Raw genomic sequence first — 16138 nt, 5'->3', positions numbered from 1 at the left:
CGGAATGGAGCCGCACGGAAAGGCGGCGAACCGCCCTTTTTTCACGCTCTGGGACTGGAAGTCCACGGAATTTCTTGGCCCCGTCCGGCCTTGCCAGGGGCCAGACAACGGGGCACAACCCCGAGCCCACACCGATGATCGATAAACTCGAAGACGTGGAGCGCCGGTTCGAGCGCCTCACCGCCGACCTGGCCAACCCGGACGTCATCGCCGACTCGGCGAAATTACAGAAGGTCTCCAAGGAGCGGGCGAGCCTGGAGAAACTGGTGGAGACCTTCCGCTCCTACCGCAAGGTGCTCGACGACCTCAAGGAAGTGGAGGCGTGGCTGTCCAGCTCGGACGCCGACGAGAAGGCCTATGCGCGCGAGGCCCTGCCCGGCCTCAAGGCCCAGCGCGAGGAGCAGGAGCAGGCGCTCAAGCTGCTCTTGCTGCCCAAGGATCCCAACGACGAGAAGAACGTCATCCTGGAGATCCGCGCGGGCGCCGGCGGCGACGAGGCGGGCCTGTTCGCCGAGGAAGTCATGCAGATGTACCTGCGCTACGCCGACCGCAAGGGGTGGAAGGCGGACATCCTCGACATGAGCCCGGGCGGCGCCGGCGGCGTCAAGGACGTCACCATCAATTTGTCGGGCGAGGGCATCTACAGCGCCATGAAGTACGAGTCCGGCGTGCACCGGGTGCAGCGCGTGCCGGCCACCGAGGCCCAAGGGCGCATCCACACGTCCACCATCACCGTGTCGGTGATGCCCGAGGCCGAGGACGTGGACATCAAGCTCAACCCCGCCGACATCGAGATGCAGGTGATGCGCTCGACGGGCTCGGGCGGCCAGAGCGTGAACACCACCGACTCCGCGGTGCGCCTCATCCACAAGCCCTCGGGCATCGTGGTCAAGTGCCAGCAGGAGAAGAGCCAGGGGAAGAACCGCGCCATGGCCGAGCGCATGCTGCGCGCCAAGCTCTATGAAATCGAGCAGGAGCGCATCCGCAACGAGCGCGACTCCATGCGCCGCGGCCAGGTGGGCACGGGCGACCGCTCGGAGAAGATCCGCACCTACAACTTCCCGCAGGACCGGCTGACGGACCACCGCATCGGCCTCACGGTGCACAACCTGCCGGGCATCATGTCGGGCGGCGTCGAGGACATCATCACCGCCTGCCGCACCCACTACCAGGCCGAGGCCCTCAAGCAGCAGACGGGCGGCGGAGCGGGCTCGCAGGGCGCATGAGCGAGGAGATCTGGACCATCCGCCGGGTCCTCACCTGGACGACGCAGCACTTCGAGAAGAAGGGCGTGGACGCGCCCCGGCTCACCACCGAGGTGCTGCTCGCCCACGTGCTCAAGACGACCCGGGTGCGCCTGTACGTGGACCTGGACCGGCCGCTGGACAAGGAGGAGCTCGCCGCCTTCAAGGCGCTCATCGCGCGGCGCATGGCGGGCGAGCCCACCCAGTACCTCACCGGCGTGCGCGAGTTCTACAACCGCCCCTTCAAGGTGGACGCGCGCGTGCTCATCCCCCGGCCCGAGACGGAGCTGCTGGTGGAGGCCGCCCTGCACGCGCTGCCCAAGGACGGCCCCGGCACCGCGCTGGACGTGTGCACGGGCTCGGGCTGCATCGCCATCAGTCTCGCGGCCGAGCGGCCCCAGGCCACCGTGCTCGCCACGGACCTGTCCCCGGACGCCTGCGCGCTCGCGCGGGAGAACTCCCAGGCCCTGGGCGTGGCGGACCGGGTGAGTGTGCTGCACGGCAGCCTCTACACCCCCCTGCCCCCGGACGCCCGCTTCCAGGTGGTGGTGTCCAATCCGCCCTACATCGCCTCGGGCGAGATTCCGGGCCTGTCCGCCGAGGTGCGCCGCGAGCCCCGGATGGCGCTCGACGGGGGGCCGGATGGGCTCGCGCTGCTGCGTCAGGTGATCCAGGGGGCCCGCCGTGTCCTCGTGCCTGGCGGGCTGCTTGCAATGGAAATCGGCGAAACACAGGGCCCCGCCGTTCAGGCCCTCCTCCAGGCCGCGGGCTACGAGAACGCGCGGGTGGAGAAGGATCTGGAGCGGCGGGAGCGCCTCGCTTTCGGGACACAACCCGTGGCCAACCAGCCACGGGGGTGAGAGACGGGACAGATGGACAAGATCGTCGTGAAGGGTGGTCACCCCCTCAAGGGTGAGGTGACCGTGTCGGGTGCGAAGAACGCCGCGCTGCCCATCCTCGCCTCGGCGCTGCTCGCGGACGGCAGGAGCGTCTACCGCAACGTGCCGGACCTGGCGGACGTGACGACCATGCTCAAGGTGCTCGGCACCATGGGCTGTGGCACGGCGCGGCTGACGGGCGAGCGCTCGGACGTGTGCGAGGTGGCCATCGAGGGGCCCATCCACCCCGAGGCGCCGTATGACCTGGTGAAGACGATGCGCGCCTCGGTGCTGGTGCTCGGCCCGCTGGTGGCCCGCTTCGGCCGGGCGCGCGTGTCCATGCCGGGTGGGTGTGCCATCGGGGCGCGCCCCATCGATCAGCACCTCAAGGGCCTCAAGGCCCTGGGCGCGGACATCCACCTCACCGAGGGCTATGTCGAGGCGACGGCGAAGCGCCTGCGCGGCGGCACCGTCAACTTCGACGTCATCACCGTGACGGGCACGGAGAACGTGATGATGGCGGCGGTGCTCGCCCAGGGCCGCAGCGTGCTGGAGAACTGCGCGCGCGAGCCCGAGGTGGAGGAGCTCGCCCGGGTGCTCAACAAGATGGGAGCGCGCATCCAGGGCGCGGGCACCTCCGTCATCACCATCGACGGGGTGGACGGGCTCAACCCCGTGGAGCACGCCATCCTCCCGGATCGCATCGAGGCGGGCACGCTCATGGTGGCCGCCGCTATCACTGGCGGTGACGTGCTGGTGCGGCGCGTGGTGCCCGAGCACATGGAGCCCATCATCCTCAAGCTGCGCGAGACGGGCTGCACCGTGACGACCGAGGAGGGGGGAATCCGGGTGAAGGCTCCCCCGGTCATCCAATCGGTGGACGTGAAGACGGCCGAGCACCCGGGCTTCCCCACGGACATGCAGGCCCAGCTCATGGGGTTGATGACGGTGGCCAACGGCACCTCGGTCATCTCCGAGCGCATCTTCGAGAACCGCTTCATGCACGTGCCGGAACTGCACCGCATGGGAGCCGACATCACCATCCAGGGGCATACGGCGGTGGTGAAGGGGGTGCGCTCCCTCTCGGGCGCCCCCGTCATGGCCACCGACCTGAGAGCCAGTGCCTCGCTGGTCCTGGCCGGTCTCCGGGCCGAGGGCAAGACCGAGGTCCAGCGCATCTACCACCTGGATCGAGGCTACGAGCGCTTGGAGCGCAAGCTGCGTGACCTGGGGGCCGACATCGTCCGCGTCAAGGCCTGAGCCCCGGGGGGTGGTCCGAGGGTTGGGTGCGTGAACACAATGCGGGGGTTGGGTTGCATCTGAAAAATCATGCGACCTATCATTCCGTGAACGCCCGGGGGCAAGCCGTGACCCGGACCGCACCCCACGGGAGCTCGGCTCCCCCAACAGGAGAAAGATCCACCCCATGAATTGCCCCGGTTGCAGCGTCGAGATGGTTGATCTCGAAGGGGACCACGAGACGTTGCGCAAGTGTGGAGATTGCGGCGGCCTCTGGATTGACGTCGCGGATCTCAACCGGATCCTGCTCCACAACAACCTGCCTGGGCTCGAGAGCCAGGGAGGCAAGGTCGACGCGAATGCGCTCACGGGCCAGTGCCCCGAGTGCCAGGTGGATCTCGTCCGGGTCGACGGCGGAGACCGTCAGCATCCGCTGAGCTACGACACCTGCGAGTCGTGTGGCGGCATGTTCCTCGAGTCGGAGTTCGCCGACGCCACCGACGCCAAGGTCGCCGAGCAGGAAATCATCGACTTCTTCCGGCACTTCAACGCCAAGAGGAAGACCGCCGCCGGCTGAGCCCCTCGCGCTTCGGCCCCCGTTCCGTCCCGCCCCACCGGGCTCCCGTCCACCCGACGGGCCCGAAAACGACCCCTCGTGTCTTCACTCGTCCCTCCGCCGGGATGAAAGCGTCAGCCCGCCTGTTGGCGGACCTTGACACCCGGCCACCAGGGGATTGAGTAGGCGGGCGAATGCCAAGAGGGAACGGAATGCGACGTCTGGGTGGGGTGTGGCTGTGCCTGTTGCTGGCCGGCTGCCCGAATGGCTGCTCGAACAAGGAGGTTTCGGTTCCCGACGCGGGTCCCGTGGTCACCGGGCCCGATCAGCTCGAGGAGAAGGAACCCGATGATCGGCCCGAGCAGGCGATCACCCTCGCCCGCGACGCGACGGTGAGCGCCAGCCTCGGCGCGGATCCATCCAAGCCCGATGAGGACTGGTACCGGCTCGCCCCGAGCACCCCGCGCGTGGCGGACGTGAGCGTCTCCGGCATTCCCGGCGGAGACGTGGTGCTCGAGGTGTACGACGCGCCCGGCGTGCGCAGCGCCAACCTCAACAGCGCCGGGGTGGGCAAGCCCGAGCGCTACCCCAACCTCTTCGTCGAGGGCGAGCGGTGGGTGCGCGTGGCCTCGGCCCGCAAGGGCACGGGCGGCGCCTACACCCTCGAGGTGCGCTACCACGTCCCCGAGGACGGCGTGGAGCGCGAGCCCAATGATCGGGCCGTGGACGCCACGCCCCTGCAGCTGGGCCAGACGGTGGCCGGCTTCATCGGCCACGCGGGAGACGAGGACTGGTACCGGCTGGAGCTGCCCGAGACGGCCCAGGCCCCCGCCGCCCCGGCCCCCGCCGCCCCGGACGCGAACGACGCCGGAAGCACGCCCACGGCCGCCCCGGCGGCGCCCCCGCCCGGCGCTCCCAGCGAGCCGCCCACCGAGCCCGCTCCGGGACAGCCCGCGGAGCCCTCGGACCAGGACCCGTCCGCCACCGCCCAGCAGGAGCCCCCGCCGAGCGAGCCGCTCCAGGTCCCCATTCCCGTCCCCCTGCCGAATCAGCCCGCCCCCGTGCCGGAAGAGCCTCCCGCGGTGGCGCTGAAGATCGATCTGGTGGGAGTGGAGGGCGTGCGCACGGAGCTGTCGGTCCTCACGGCCGCCGAGGCTCCGCTGTTCACCACCAAGAGCGTCGAGGGGGAGGGCCTGTCGCTGCGCAACGTGGGCGCCCGGGCGACCGATCGCGTGGTGTACCTGGTCGTGAAGAGCGGCTGGAGTGGGACGGGCAAGGACGCGAAGCGGGGCTTCAACACCGAGAAGGCCTACTCGCTCACGGTGACCCTGGAGGAAGCCGGGGCCAACGCGGAGCTGGAGCCCAATGACGAGTTGTACAAGGCCACGGCCCTGCCGCTCGCGGGCTACAAGGAGGGCTTCCTCTCGCCCAAGGGCGACGTGGACCACTTCGTCCTGAAGACGGCCGAGCCGGTGCTCGCCCGGGTGGAGCTGTCGGGCGTGGAGCGCGTGGACGTGGAACTGTCCGTCATCCAACCCCCCGAGGGCGAGGGTCAGAAGGAGACGGTGCTCCAGCGCGCCAACGATGGCGCCATCAAGGAGCCCGAGCGCCTCAACAACGTGGCCTGCAGCGGCACCTGCTACTTCCGGGTGCAGGGGGCCTCGCGCAAGCAGGATGGCAAGTGGGTGCGCGACTACGAGAACGCGGAGCAGCCCTACCGCATCTCCATCACCACCGTGCCCGACGATGGCAGCCAGGAGCGTGAGCCGAACAACAGCGCGGACCGCGCCACCGAACTCACCCTCGGCAAGGCAGTGCGGGGCACCGTCTATCCGCTCAAGGACGTGGACTACTACCGGTTGGACTTGTCGGACCGGCCGGTGCGCACGCCCATCCGGGCCACGCTCTTGGGCATCCTCAAGGTGGACGTGGGCCTGTACCTGCACCGCCTGGGCGAGGACGGCAAGCTGTCGCTCGTGCAGACGTCCGACCGGGCCAAGGGCGATCAGGCCGAGACCATCCGCTACAGCGCCGAGCCCGACGTCTACGTGCTGGAGGTGCGCGACGCGCGCAACCGCGAGGCCAACTTCCAGGATGCCTACCAACTCACTGTCGAGGAGGGCGAGTAGCTCCGCCCGCGAGACTTCTCGTTGACAAGCAGCGGTGGGCCTTCTACTTTCCTCCTCGCTCGCCGCGCGGTGGTAGCTCAGCTGGTAGAGCACGAGCTTCCCAAGCTCGGGGTCGCCGGTTCGAACCCGGTCCGCCGCTCTGAAGGGCCTGGAACTCCTGGAGAAGTCCTCCAGAGGTTCCAGGCCCTTCGCCTTTTGGGGCCACGAGCCTACTTGACTGAACGTCCTTTCAGACCCACCCTGAGTGGGTGAAGCCGCGTCCCGTCTCCAATCCGCCCAACCCCTGGGACACCACCGCCGTGGAGTACCTGGAGGAGATTCCTCCCACGAAGCTGGAGGTGCTCGAGGACCACAGCCGCGAGGTGCTCGGACGCAACGACAGCCCCGACGTGGGCTTCACCTGGAGCGTCAACCCGTACCGCGGCTGCCTCCATGCCTGCGCGTACTGCTACGCCCGGCCCTACCACGAGTACCTCGGCTTCGGCGCCGGCACCGACTTCGAGACGAAGCTCGTGGTGAAGCCCCGCGCCGCGCAGCTCCTGCGTGACGCCTTCGAGCGCAAGAGCTGGAAGGGCGAGACGGTCGCCTTCAGTGGCGTCACCGACTGCTACCAGCCCCTCGAGGCCTCGCTCCGCCTCACGCGCGCCTGCCTGGAGGTGTGCGCCGAGTACCGCAACCCCGTGGGCATCATCACCAAGGGGCCCCTCATCGAGCGCGACCTGGACGTGCTCCAGACACTCGCCCAGAAAGCAAGGCTGACGGTGGCCATCACCCTCCCCTTCCATGACGAGGCCGTGGCGCACGCCATGGAGCCCTATGTGGCCTCACCCCGCCGGCGCCTGCTCACCATCGAGCGGCTCGCCTCCGCGGGCATCTCCGTGTGCGTGGCCGTCGCCCCCCTCATCCCCGGGCTCAACGACGAGGACATGGTGCGCGTGCTCACCGCGGCGAAGGAGGCGGGCGCCACCCGGGCCTTCTCCACCCTGCTGCGCCTGCCCGGCCCCGTACAGGGCGTCTTCGAGCAGCGGCTGCGCGAGAAGCTCCCCCTGCGCGCCGAGCGCGTCCTGCACCGCATCCGCGAGACGCGCGGCGGCGAGCTCAACGACCCGCGCTTCCGCGTCCGCATGCGGGGGGAGGGCCTCTACGCCGACACCCTCCATCAGCTCTTCTCCTCCACCGCGCGCCGCTTGGGGCTGAACACGAGCGCGCCCATGGAGGTGGACGGCGACAAGGAGAGCCCCTTTCGCCGCCCCATGAAGTCCGGCACCCAGCTCAGCTTCTTCTGAGCACCGGACGCGCCCGAGCGCCTACCAGACCTCGCAGCGCTGCGCCGCGGGACGCACCATCTTCACGTCCGCCTTGCACTGGAAGGCCTTCTGGAACTCGGACAGGTTGCCCACCGGGCCGTTCACCCGCCAGTACGGCGGCGAGTGCGGATCCACCACCGCGAGCTGCCGCGCGTAGGCGTCCCGGTACTTCGAGCACCAGGACTGCGCGTAGCCGAGGAAGAACTGCTGGCTGGGCGTATAGCGCGAGCCCTCCGCCTTCTTCGCGGCCTCGGCATCCCTCGCCAGCCAGGCCTCCATGGCCGCGTGGGCCAGCTTCAGGCCGCCCAGGTCCGCCACGTTCTCGCCCAGCGTCAGCGCCCCGTTCAACTTCACGTCGTCGATCGCCGTGTAGTTGTCGTACTGCTCCTTCACGCACGCCACGCGCTCGCGGAAGGCCTTGTCCGAGGCCGGCGTCCACCAGTCGCGCAGGTTGCCCTCGGCGTCATACTGTCGGCCCTCGTCGTCGAAGCCGTGGGTGATTTCGTGGCCCACCACCATGCCCATGGCCCCGAAGTTCACCGGCATCGTGGCCTCGCGATCGAAGAACGGCGGCTGGAGGATGCCCGCCGGGAAGACGATCTCGTTGAAGGGCGGGTTGTAGTAGGCGTTCACCGTGGGCGGAGACATCAGCCACTCCTCCTTGTCCACCGGCTTGCCAATCTTGGCGATCTGCCGCGCCTGCTCGAAGGCGTTCGCCCCCATGATCGAGCGCAGGAACGACTCGCGATCCACCTTCATCGCGCCGTAGTCCCGCCACTTGTCCGGGTAGCCAATCTTGTTGACGATCTTGCGCACCTTCACCAGCGCCTGCTCGCGCGTGGCCGCGTCCATCCACGCCAGGGTGTCCAGGTTGCGCTCGAAGGCCTTCTCGATCTCCTGCACCATCTGCAGCGTGGTCGTCTTGCCGTCCGCGCCGAACGTGCGCTCGATGAAGGGCTGCGCCAGCGCCTCGCCCAGCGCCATGTTGGCGAAGCGCACGCACTTCTTCCAGCGCGCCACGTCCTCCTTCGCGCCCGTCAGGTTCTGCGAGAAGCGGAAGCGCTCGTCCTGGAAGGCCTTGGGCAGCGCCGGCACCGCGCTCGACACGTAGTTCCACGTCAGGTACGGCGTCCACGCCGCCGCCGGCATCGTCTTCGCCAGCCGCTCCACTTCCTTGAAGAACGGCGGGTGTGACACGTTGAGCGCCTGCACGCTCCCGGCCCCCGCGGCCTTGAAGTACTCGTCCCACGGGAAGCCCGGCGCCTCCGCCTTCAGGCCCTTGCGCTCCAGGCGGTGGTAGAGGTTCTTCGGCTCGCGGCGCTCCACGCGCGACATCGACGCCTTGGCGAGCGCCGTCTCCACCTCCAGCACCGACGCCGCGCTCTTCGCCGCGGTCTCGGCCGGCTCGCCCAGCAGCACGAAGGTGTTCTTCACGTGCTCGGTGTAGGCATCACGCAGCGCCTTCGACTTCTCGTCGTCCTTCAAATAGTAGTCCCGGTCCGGCAGGCCCAGGCCGCCCTGGTCCACCTCGCCGATCATCTGGCTGGCGTCCTTGAAGTCGGTGTTGGCGCCCATGCGGAAGAGCGGGAACACGTTCTGCGCGTGCAGCGTGCCCACCACCCGCGCCAGTTCCTTCGCGTTCTTCGCCGTCAGCTTCGCCAGCTCCGCCTTGAGCGCCGGCAGCGACGCCTCCAGCTTCGCCTCGTCCATGCAGGAGCCGTAGAAGTCCCCCAGCTTCCGCGCGGAGGCGAGCCCCTCGGGCGCCTTGCCCTGGGACACGCCCTCGAGGATGTCCCGGAGGATCTCCTCGTTGCGCGCCGAGATGGCATCGAAGCCGCGCGACCAGCGGGGGCGATCCGCGGGAATCTCCGTGTCCTTCACCCAGTTGCCGCACGCGAACTCGTAGAAGTCCTCGCAGGGGTTGGCCTGCTCGTTCATCGCGGCCAGGTCCAGACCCGGGGAGAGCGGGCGGGACTCGGCGGGGGGCTGGGGCTGCGTCGCGGGCGTGGCGGGCGAGGGGGGCGTGGGCGCGGGCTCCGCCGTCTTGCAAGCGGACGCCACGAGACAACATGCGGCGAGCAATGCCTTCTTCATCCAGTCGTTCTCCGTGTGGGGTATGAGGCAGCGCGCACCCTATCCGGCCACGGGCGCGCGCGCCTCAACCTCGTACCGGAGGGCGACCCCCGAAGCGCGGTGCTACTCCTTGCCCAACATCCCGTCCTTGACGCCGCCGTCGACCGGGTTGTTGCCGAGCCACACCGAGAAGAGCGCGTCGGCGAAGTCCTTGCCCTCCACCGAGATCTTCTGTCCCCCCTTGCTCTCGATGGTGGTGCCCTGGCCGGGCACGTACGTGAGCAGCAGCTCGTCGCCCTTCTTCAGGTCCGGAATGGCCGAGGTGAAGGTGTCCAGCCGCTGCTGGAGCGAGGGCAGCTTGTCCTTCGCGTTCTTCTTGAAGCCATCCACGATGGCCTCGGAGATCGTCTTCTTGTCCAGGTCGCGCAGCATGGACATCCGCACGCGCTTGATCTGCTCCGAGCCGATGGCCTGGGCGCCCTCGCGCGACGGGTTCTGCAGGTAGAGGCCGGCGGCGTACACGTTGAAGACGAGCTTCTTGCGCAGGCCCACCCCGTTGAGCTTCAGCTCCTTGCCCTCGACGGACACCGAGTCGGGAAACGCCACCCCCGCCACGTCCTTGGCGGCGGCGGGCAGCGCGAGTACGGCGGTCAACAACACGGCACACAGCGTGGTGTTCTTCATGACCTCTCCTGTGGAAGGGGTGGGGGGCCACCCTAGCCTTTCTTCCGGGCGAACTCCTCCAGGAAGGACACCAGGGCGCGCACGTCGTCCACCGACACCGCGTTGTACAGGGAGGCGCGGATGCCCCCGCAGATACGGTGCCCCTTGAGACCCACCATGCCCGCCTTCTTCGCCTCGGAGACGAACGCGGCGTCCAGCTCCTGGGTGGGCAGGTGGAAGACCACGTTCATGAAGGAGCGCGACTCGCGCTCCACGGGCGCGCGGTAGAAGCCCGCGTTCGCATCCAGGGCGCGGTAGAGCAGCTCGCCCTTCTGCCGGTTTCTCGCCTCCAGCCCCGCGAGCCCGCCCTGCGCCTTCATCCACGCCAGCACGTTGCGGCACAGGTAGATGGCCAGCGTGGGGGGCGTGTTGTAGAGCGAGTTGTTCTCCGCGTGGAGGGAGTAGCGGAAGATCTTCGGGATGTCCCGGCGGCCCTGGGCGATGAAGTCCTTGCGAGCGATGGCGATGAGCACGCCCGAGGGCCCCAGGTTCTTCTGCGCCCCCGCGTAGAGGAAGGCGAAGCGGCTCACGTCCGTGGGCTTCCACATGAAGTCCGAGCTCATGTCCGAGATGAGCGGCACGCTCCCCACCTCGGGCAAGGTGTGCCACTGGGTGCCGTAGATGGTGTTGTTGCTCGTCATGTGGACGTACGCCGCCCGGGGATCCAGCTGGAGTTCCTCCTGCCGGGGCACGCGCACGTAGCGCTTGTCCGGGCCCACCGTGGTGGCGGCGATGCGCGCCTTGCCCACGATGCACGCCTCGTCATAGGCCTTCTCGCTCCACACGCCCGTCATCAGGTAGTCCGCGCTCGTGCCCGGGTGCAGGAAGTTCATCGGCACCTGGGCGAACTGCTGCGACGCCCCTCCCGTGAGGAAGAGCACCTGGTGGGTGTCCGGAATGCCCAGCAGCTCGGTGAGCAGGGAGATGGCCTCGTCGTGGACCGCCTCGTACTCCTTGCCCCGGTGGCTGTGCTCCATCACGGACATGCCCGAGCCCTGGAAGTCGATCAGCTCGTCGCGCGCTCGCTCGAGCGCGGGCAGGGGCAGCCCCGCGGGGCCGGGATTGAAGTTGATGACGCGCATGGCTGGGTCCTCTCACTGGGAAAACAACGCGCGGCCATTCTGCCCAACGCCTCCGCCGGGGGAAGCGTGAAGCGCCATCACGGCGCCAGGACGAGACCGTCGGCCACCCGGGTGTCCACGGCGGCACGGATGACCGCCTCCTCCACGCCCGTCGCCTCCGCCACCTGCCGGGGCTCCAACCCCTCCACCGCCATTTTCAGCACCAACAACGAGCGCTCCTCGGCCTCCAGGTACATCGTCACCAGCCGCTCCGGGTGGCGCCAGAGCAGCGCCAGCTCCTGTCCGGGCTCCGGCCGCTCCCCCACCCCGGCCCGCATGAACGCGCACAGCCGGAAGGGATGCTCCAACATCATCAGCGTCGGGTTCACCGTCAGGCGCTCCACGCGCGCGGGCACGGGCTCCATCGACGTGTACACCGCGAAGTCCGTCCACTCGAAGCGCGCCAGCGCGGGCAGGAAGTCCGGCAGCCCCCGAGCCCCCGCCTCGTCCGCGAGGAAGCCGGCGAAGCCCTCGCCCAGGCGGTTCATCTCGAAGGGCCGGTGAGGACGCGAGGCGCCATGGGCCCGCACCAGCTCCGCCCAGAGCGCCGGCTCCACGCACCCGCGCACCCGCGGGTAGAGCTTGTCCAGGGTGGCCTCGCCATGGTGGCGCACCATGTGCCCATAGAGCTCCACGCGCGAGCGCGGCGCGTCCCAGCCCGGGTGCGCCGTGTACAGCCGCTCGAGCGCCTCCGGCCCCGGGTCCGCGAAGTACGCCTCCATCGACTCGAAGAAGCCACGCAGTCCCGGTTTCATCGCGCCACCCCCTGGAGCAGCTCCCGCGCCCGATCCGCCTCGTCCAGCACCGCCTCCAGCGAGGGGATGTCCTGATCCCATTCGATGAGCGTCGGCACCGGCCCGGTGCGCTCGAGCACGTAGCGGTAGAGCGACCACACCTCGTCGCAGACGGGCGCCCCATGCGTGTCGAGGAGGACGTCGGGTCGCCGCTCGTGCCCCGCGAGGTGGATCTGCCCCACGCGCTCCAGCGGCAGCGCGTCCACGAAGGCGCGCGGCTCGTAGCCATGGTTGCACGCGTTCACGTACACGTTGTTCACGTCCAGCAGGAGGCCACAATCGGCCTCCTCCACCACGTGCCGCAGGAAGTCCGCCTCCGCCAGGGTGCCGCCGGGCATGCGCGCGTAGTAGCTCGGGTTCTCCAGCAGGAAGGGCCGGCCCACGCGCGCCTGGACCTCGCGCACCCGCGGCGCCACGTGCTCCACCGCCTCGGGCGAGAAGGGCAGCGGCAGCAGATCGTAGAGGTAGGCGCCCCCCAGCCGCGCGTAACAGAGGTGATCCGAGAAGAAGGGCGCGTCCAGCCGCTCCACCAGCGCCTGGAGCCCGGAGAGGTAGGCCTCGTCCAGTGGCTCCGGACCACCCACGTTCAGCGCCACCCCATGCGGCAGCACCGGCCAGCGCTCGCGGCACGCGTCCAGCGCACGCTGGGGACGGCCGCCGAGCGTGAGGAAGTTCTCCGGGACGATCTCCACCCAATCCAGCGCGCGGGGGGTCTCCGGCAGCCGCGCATAGAACTCGCGCCGCAGCCCGATTCCCACCCCGAGCGGCTCGCCGCCCCACCTTCGCGCGTGTGCCACCGGCATGTCGGCTCCTGGGAGAAAAGACACGGGCGGCGGGAAGAGGGCTCCCCACCGCCCGGAAGACAACCCCCGGAGCACCGGGGGCCCATCCTCGAAGGCTTCTTCGAAGGCTTCTTCGACGGCTACTTCTTGCCACCACAGCCGTTGGCGCCGCAGCCGCCCGCGCCACAGCTGTGCTCACTGGACTTCTCGGTCGAGGGCGTCGCGGTGCCCTCGGCGGCGGGGGCGGCGGCGCCCTCGGCGGGGACGGCGCTGGCCGCGTGAGCGCTCGTGCTCCCCTGCTCGGCGGGAGCGGCCGCGGTCTTGGCGGTCGCACAGCCGGTCGCGAGCGTGCCGAGGGAGAGGGAGCCGACGAGGGCGGTCAGGGTCTTGAGGTTCATGGCGTTTCCTTTCAGGGGTCGGGCCGGGGACGGATGCACCTGGCGGAAGAACCCCCTTCGCCCCGAGCGAAGGGAGCCCGCACCACCATACGCCCGGGGCCCGACGGGGTTACACCCGGGAGAACACGGCCCGGGGGATTCCATGCCCGGGCGGCGCCCACCCTCCCGGGAGTTGCTGGGTTTTCCACCTCCCTGTCCAGGTGGTGGTAAACGGGGTGAATGGAATTTGACAGCCCGCCCGCCCCCTTGGACTCCAGTCCATGAAGCCCCAAAACCGCCTGTTGAATCAATGGGTTGGAATGTCGAAAGAGGGCGAAGCGTCTGCCTGGGGGGGCTCCCGGTGCCTTGGGGTGACGGGATATTTTCTCCGAAAACGCTGATTGCAAATCAGTAAACGCGCTCGCACAGTTCGAGGAACGGAGAAGCCGGCGGGGCCCCCATGGGCGCCGGCCCAGAGATGGCGATGAACGAGAACGCACTGAACGCCAACGTGGGACTGAAGCTGCGCGGACTGCGGCTCGCCCGGAACATCAAGCAGACGGACGCGGCGAAGGATCTGGGGGTGTCCCCGGCGTACTTGAACCTCATCGAGAAGGGCAAGCGCGTCATGCCCTTCCCGCTCTTGTGGAAGGCGCTGCGCTACTTCGATCAGGATCCCGAGCAGTTCATGTCCACGCTGGGCGAGGGCCGGGTGGACGAGGCGCTCGCGAAGCTGTTGGACGAGCCGCTGCTCAAGAGCCTCGACATCGACTCCGAGTCCCTGCAGAGCCTGTCGGCGGAGCCGAAGCTGGCCGGCACGGTGGCGGCGCTCTTCAACCTCTACAAGAACACGCGCACGCAGTTGGAGAACGTGCTCGCGCAGCTCAACTCCGAGGAGCGCTCGCGCATGAACGCGGGGCCGGGCGGCTCGGAGGGGCCGCGCTTCGACTACTCCCCGTTCGACGAGGTGAGCGATTTCCTCGAGTCGCACCACAACTACTTCCCCGAACTGGAGGAGCAGGCCGAGGCGCTGCGGCGCGACTTCAAGCTCGGGCGCCTGCTGTCGAGCCCCCAGCTCATCCCCATGCTGGAGGAGCGCTTCGGCTACCGCGTGCGCGTGGAGGCCGCCTCCAGTGGCTCCTCGGTGGTGCGCCGCCTGGACCCGGACACCAAGGAGCTCATCCTCTCGCCGGACCTCACCGAACAGCCGCTCAAGTTCCAGCTCGCCGCGTCGCTCGGCATCCTGATGTTGGATCAGGAGAAGCTGGTGGAGCGCATCGTGGGCGCGGCGCGCACCCGGCACGCGGAGACGCTGCGGCTCATCAAGGTGAACCTGGCCAACTACTTCGCCGGCGCGCTGATGCTGCCCTACGGGGAGTTCTTCAAGGAGGTGGAGCGCACGCGCTACGACGTGGAGCTGCTGTCCAACCTCTTCGGCACCACGTACGAGACGGTGGCGCACCGGCTGTGCAACCTGTCGGATCCGAAGCGCCGCGGCCTGCCCTTCCACTTCCTGCGCGCGGACATCGCCGGCAACATCTCCAAGCGCTACAGCGGCACCGGTATCAAGTTCGCCACCGGCGGCGGCTCGTGCGGCAAGTGGGCCGTGCACCTGGCCTTCCTCAACCCGTCGCAGATCACCCGGCAGTACTCGATGATGCCGGACGGCACGTCCTACTTCTGCTTCGCCAAGGTGCAGTTGCAGCCCATCGAGGGCTCCATCGTGCGAGGCACGGCCTACTCCATCGGCCTGGGCACCCACGCGGAGAACGCCAAGTACCTGGCGTATGGGCTGCCCACCACGGATCTGCGCAAGGACGCCGTCCCCAGCGGCATCTCCTGCCGCTTCTGCGAGCGCACCGACTGCAACCAGCGCGCGGCCGCCAGCTACCGCTTCGCCTTCTCGTTCGACGAGTACACCAAGAAGGATTGCTTCTTCTCGCCCCTGCTGGTCCACGAGGCCGGCCGTGCGGAATCACTGGACAAGGCGCCGCGCCGCCGTAACAAGGCCGAGGAAAACTAGCCCCCCCGCCCTCCAATGAATCACCACGACACCGAACGCGCCCACATCCTCCAAGCCATCCAAGAACAGCGCAACGCGCTCGCCGTGACGCGCATCACCGGAGATCCGGCGGAGACGGGCCGGGGACTGCTCCACCTGGCCGAGCTGCACGGCATGCTGGAGGAGCACGCCGAGAGCCGCCGCCACTACGAGGAGGCCCTGGGCTTCTTCCAGACGGCGGGGGACAAGGAGGGCCAGGCCCAGGTGCTCTTCGGGCTCGGGGTGGCGCGCGCCCACTTCGGGGATCACCGGGGCGCCGTGGAGCACATCGCCCAGGCGACGCTGCTCTTCAACAGCCTGAAGGATCAGGAGAACGAGGCGCTGTGCCGGGCGGCCATCGGCGAGTCGCTGCGCGCGATCGGCCAGCCCAAGGGCGCCGAGGAGAAGTACCAGGAGGCGCTGCTGCTCTACCGGCAGGCGAAGAACGGGCCGCGCGTGGCCCGGCTGCTGTTGGACATCGGCGACATCCGCATGGAAGCGGGCGAGTACGAGGCCGCGCGCAAGCGCTTCGCCGAGTCGCTGCAGGTGCTGCGCAAGGAGCCGGAAATCGACATGGAGGCCCTGGCGCTGTGCGAGCTGCTCTTGGGCGAGGCCGAGGGACTCCTGGGCAACCACGAGGCGGCGCGGCCCCACCTGCAGCAGGCCGCGGAGCTGTACTCGCAACTGCACGACCATGCCTACGAGTCGCGGGCCCGGTGGGATTTGAGCATCGCGTGCACCTTCCTGCAGGACTGGAAGGGCGCGCGGGCCGAGCTCGAGACGGTCATCCCGCTCTTCGAGCACCAGGGCCGAGGAGAAGACGTGGCCAAGGCCCGCAAGGTGCTCGCCCACTTCGACTCGCGCGGGGTGTAGC

14 protein-coding genes and 1 tRNA gene are annotated in these 16138 nt (G+C 69.0%); 9 read left to right on the top strand and 6 right to left on the bottom strand.

Annotated features, from left to right (window positions below; translation table 11 throughout):
- The first annotated feature begins 134 nt into the window (after window positions 1-134).
- The 7 genes from prfA to D187_RS22445 all read left to right on the top strand — a co-directional run bounded on the left by prfA (window position 135) and on the right by D187_RS22445 (window position 7332).
- Window positions 135-1226 carry a peptide chain release factor 1 gene (prfA, locus tag D187_RS22475; protein WP_002624028.1) on the top strand — a complete coding sequence of 364 codons (1092 nt, stop codon included), beginning with the start codon at window positions 135-137 and terminating at the stop codon, window positions 1224-1226.
- Window positions 1223-2104 carry a peptide chain release factor N(5)-glutamine methyltransferase gene (gene prmC / locus D187_RS22470; RefSeq protein WP_002624027.1) on the top strand — a complete coding sequence of 294 codons (882 nt, stop codon included), beginning with the start codon at window positions 1223-1225 and terminating at the stop codon, window positions 2102-2104. The genes prfA and prmC overlap by 4 nt, the downstream gene beginning before the upstream one ends.
- Before the next feature lie 12 nt (window positions 2105-2116).
- Complete coding sequence (gene murA / locus D187_RS22465) at window positions 2117-3382, top strand: UDP-N-acetylglucosamine 1-carboxyvinyltransferase (protein ID WP_002624026.1); 1266 nt, start codon at window positions 2117-2119, stop codon at window positions 3380-3382.
- Between the two features lie 166 nt (window positions 3383-3548).
- Window positions 3549-3938 carry a zf-TFIIB domain-containing protein gene (locus D187_RS22460; protein WP_002624025.1) on the top strand — a complete coding sequence of 130 codons (390 nt, stop codon included), beginning with the start codon at window positions 3549-3551 and terminating at the stop codon, window positions 3936-3938.
- 191 nt (window positions 3939-4129) lie between these two features.
- Window positions 4130-6046, top strand: coding sequence for a hypothetical protein (locus tag D187_RS22455; RefSeq protein WP_002624024.1), 1917 nt, complete (start codon window positions 4130-4132; stop codon window positions 6044-6046).
- A 66-nt stretch (window positions 6047-6112) separates the two neighbouring features.
- Window positions 6113-6185 (top strand) — tRNA-Gly (locus tag D187_RS22450).
- 109 nt (window positions 6186-6294) lie between these two features.
- A complete protein-coding gene (locus D187_RS22445; RefSeq protein WP_002624023.1) occupies window positions 6295-7332 on the top strand; it encodes a PA0069 family radical SAM protein in 1038 nt (345 codons plus the stop codon).
- A gap of 21 nt (window positions 7333-7353) precedes the next feature.
- On the opposite strand, the gene D187_RS22440 is transcribed toward D187_RS22445, so the two are convergent.
- The 6 genes from D187_RS22440 to D187_RS22415 all read right to left on the bottom strand — a co-directional run bounded on the left by D187_RS22440 (window position 7354) and on the right by D187_RS22415 (window position 13244).
- Entirely contained in the window at window positions 7354-9447 is a 2094-nt protein-coding gene (locus D187_RS22440) for a M13 family metallopeptidase (RefSeq protein WP_002624022.1), read from the bottom strand.
- 102 nt (window positions 9448-9549) lie between these two features.
- A complete protein-coding gene (locus tag D187_RS22435; RefSeq protein WP_002624021.1) occupies window positions 9550-10110 on the bottom strand; it encodes a chalcone isomerase family protein in 561 nt (186 codons plus the stop codon).
- A 32-nt stretch (window positions 10111-10142) separates the two neighbouring features.
- Window positions 10143-11231: a 3-phosphoserine/phosphohydroxythreonine transaminase gene (serC, locus tag D187_RS22430; protein ID WP_002624020.1), complete on the bottom strand. Its 1089-nt coding sequence runs from the start codon at window positions 11229-11231 to the stop codon at window positions 10143-10145.
- Between the two features lie 77 nt (window positions 11232-11308).
- Window positions 11309-12025 (bottom strand): HvfC/BufC N-terminal domain-containing protein, encoded by a 717-nt coding sequence (locus D187_RS22425; protein ID WP_002624019.1) that lies wholly within the window; start codon window positions 12023-12025, stop codon window positions 11309-11311.
- On the bottom strand, window positions 12022-12867 hold the full coding sequence (gene bufB, locus D187_RS22420; protein WP_002624018.1) for an MNIO family bufferin maturase: 846 nt from the start codon (window positions 12865-12867) through the stop codon (window positions 12022-12024). Before bufB ends, D187_RS22425 begins: the two co-directional genes overlap by 4 nt.
- A 119-nt stretch (window positions 12868-12986) precedes the next feature.
- Window positions 12987-13244 carry a hypothetical protein gene (locus tag D187_RS22415; protein ID WP_002624017.1) on the bottom strand — a complete coding sequence of 86 codons (258 nt, stop codon included), beginning with the start codon at window positions 13242-13244 and terminating at the stop codon, window positions 12987-12989.
- 463 nt (window positions 13245-13707) lie between these two features.
- Here D187_RS22415 and D187_RS22410 point away from each other — a divergent pair, with 463 nt between their 5' ends.
- Together D187_RS22410 and D187_RS22405 are read left to right on the top strand one after the other, a co-directional pair.
- The gene (locus D187_RS22410) at window positions 13708-15246 is read left to right on the top strand and encodes a helix-turn-helix domain-containing protein (RefSeq protein WP_043431212.1); all 1539 of its coding nucleotides are present in this window, start codon (window positions 13708-13710) and stop codon (window positions 15244-15246) included.
- Window positions 15247-15261: 15 nt separating this feature from the next.
- Window positions 15262-16137 (top strand): tetratricopeptide repeat protein, encoded by an 876-nt coding sequence (locus tag D187_RS22405; protein ID WP_002624014.1) that lies wholly within the window; start codon window positions 15262-15264, stop codon window positions 16135-16137.
- The last annotated feature ends 1 nt before the right edge of the window (window position 16138 follow it).

The organism is Cystobacter fuscus DSM 2262 (genome assembly GCF_000335475.2).
GTDB classification, from domain to species: Bacteria; Myxococcota; Myxococcia; order Myxococcales; family Myxococcaceae; genus Cystobacter; species Cystobacter fuscus.
This window is presented reverse-complemented; position numbering and strand designations above follow the sequence as displayed.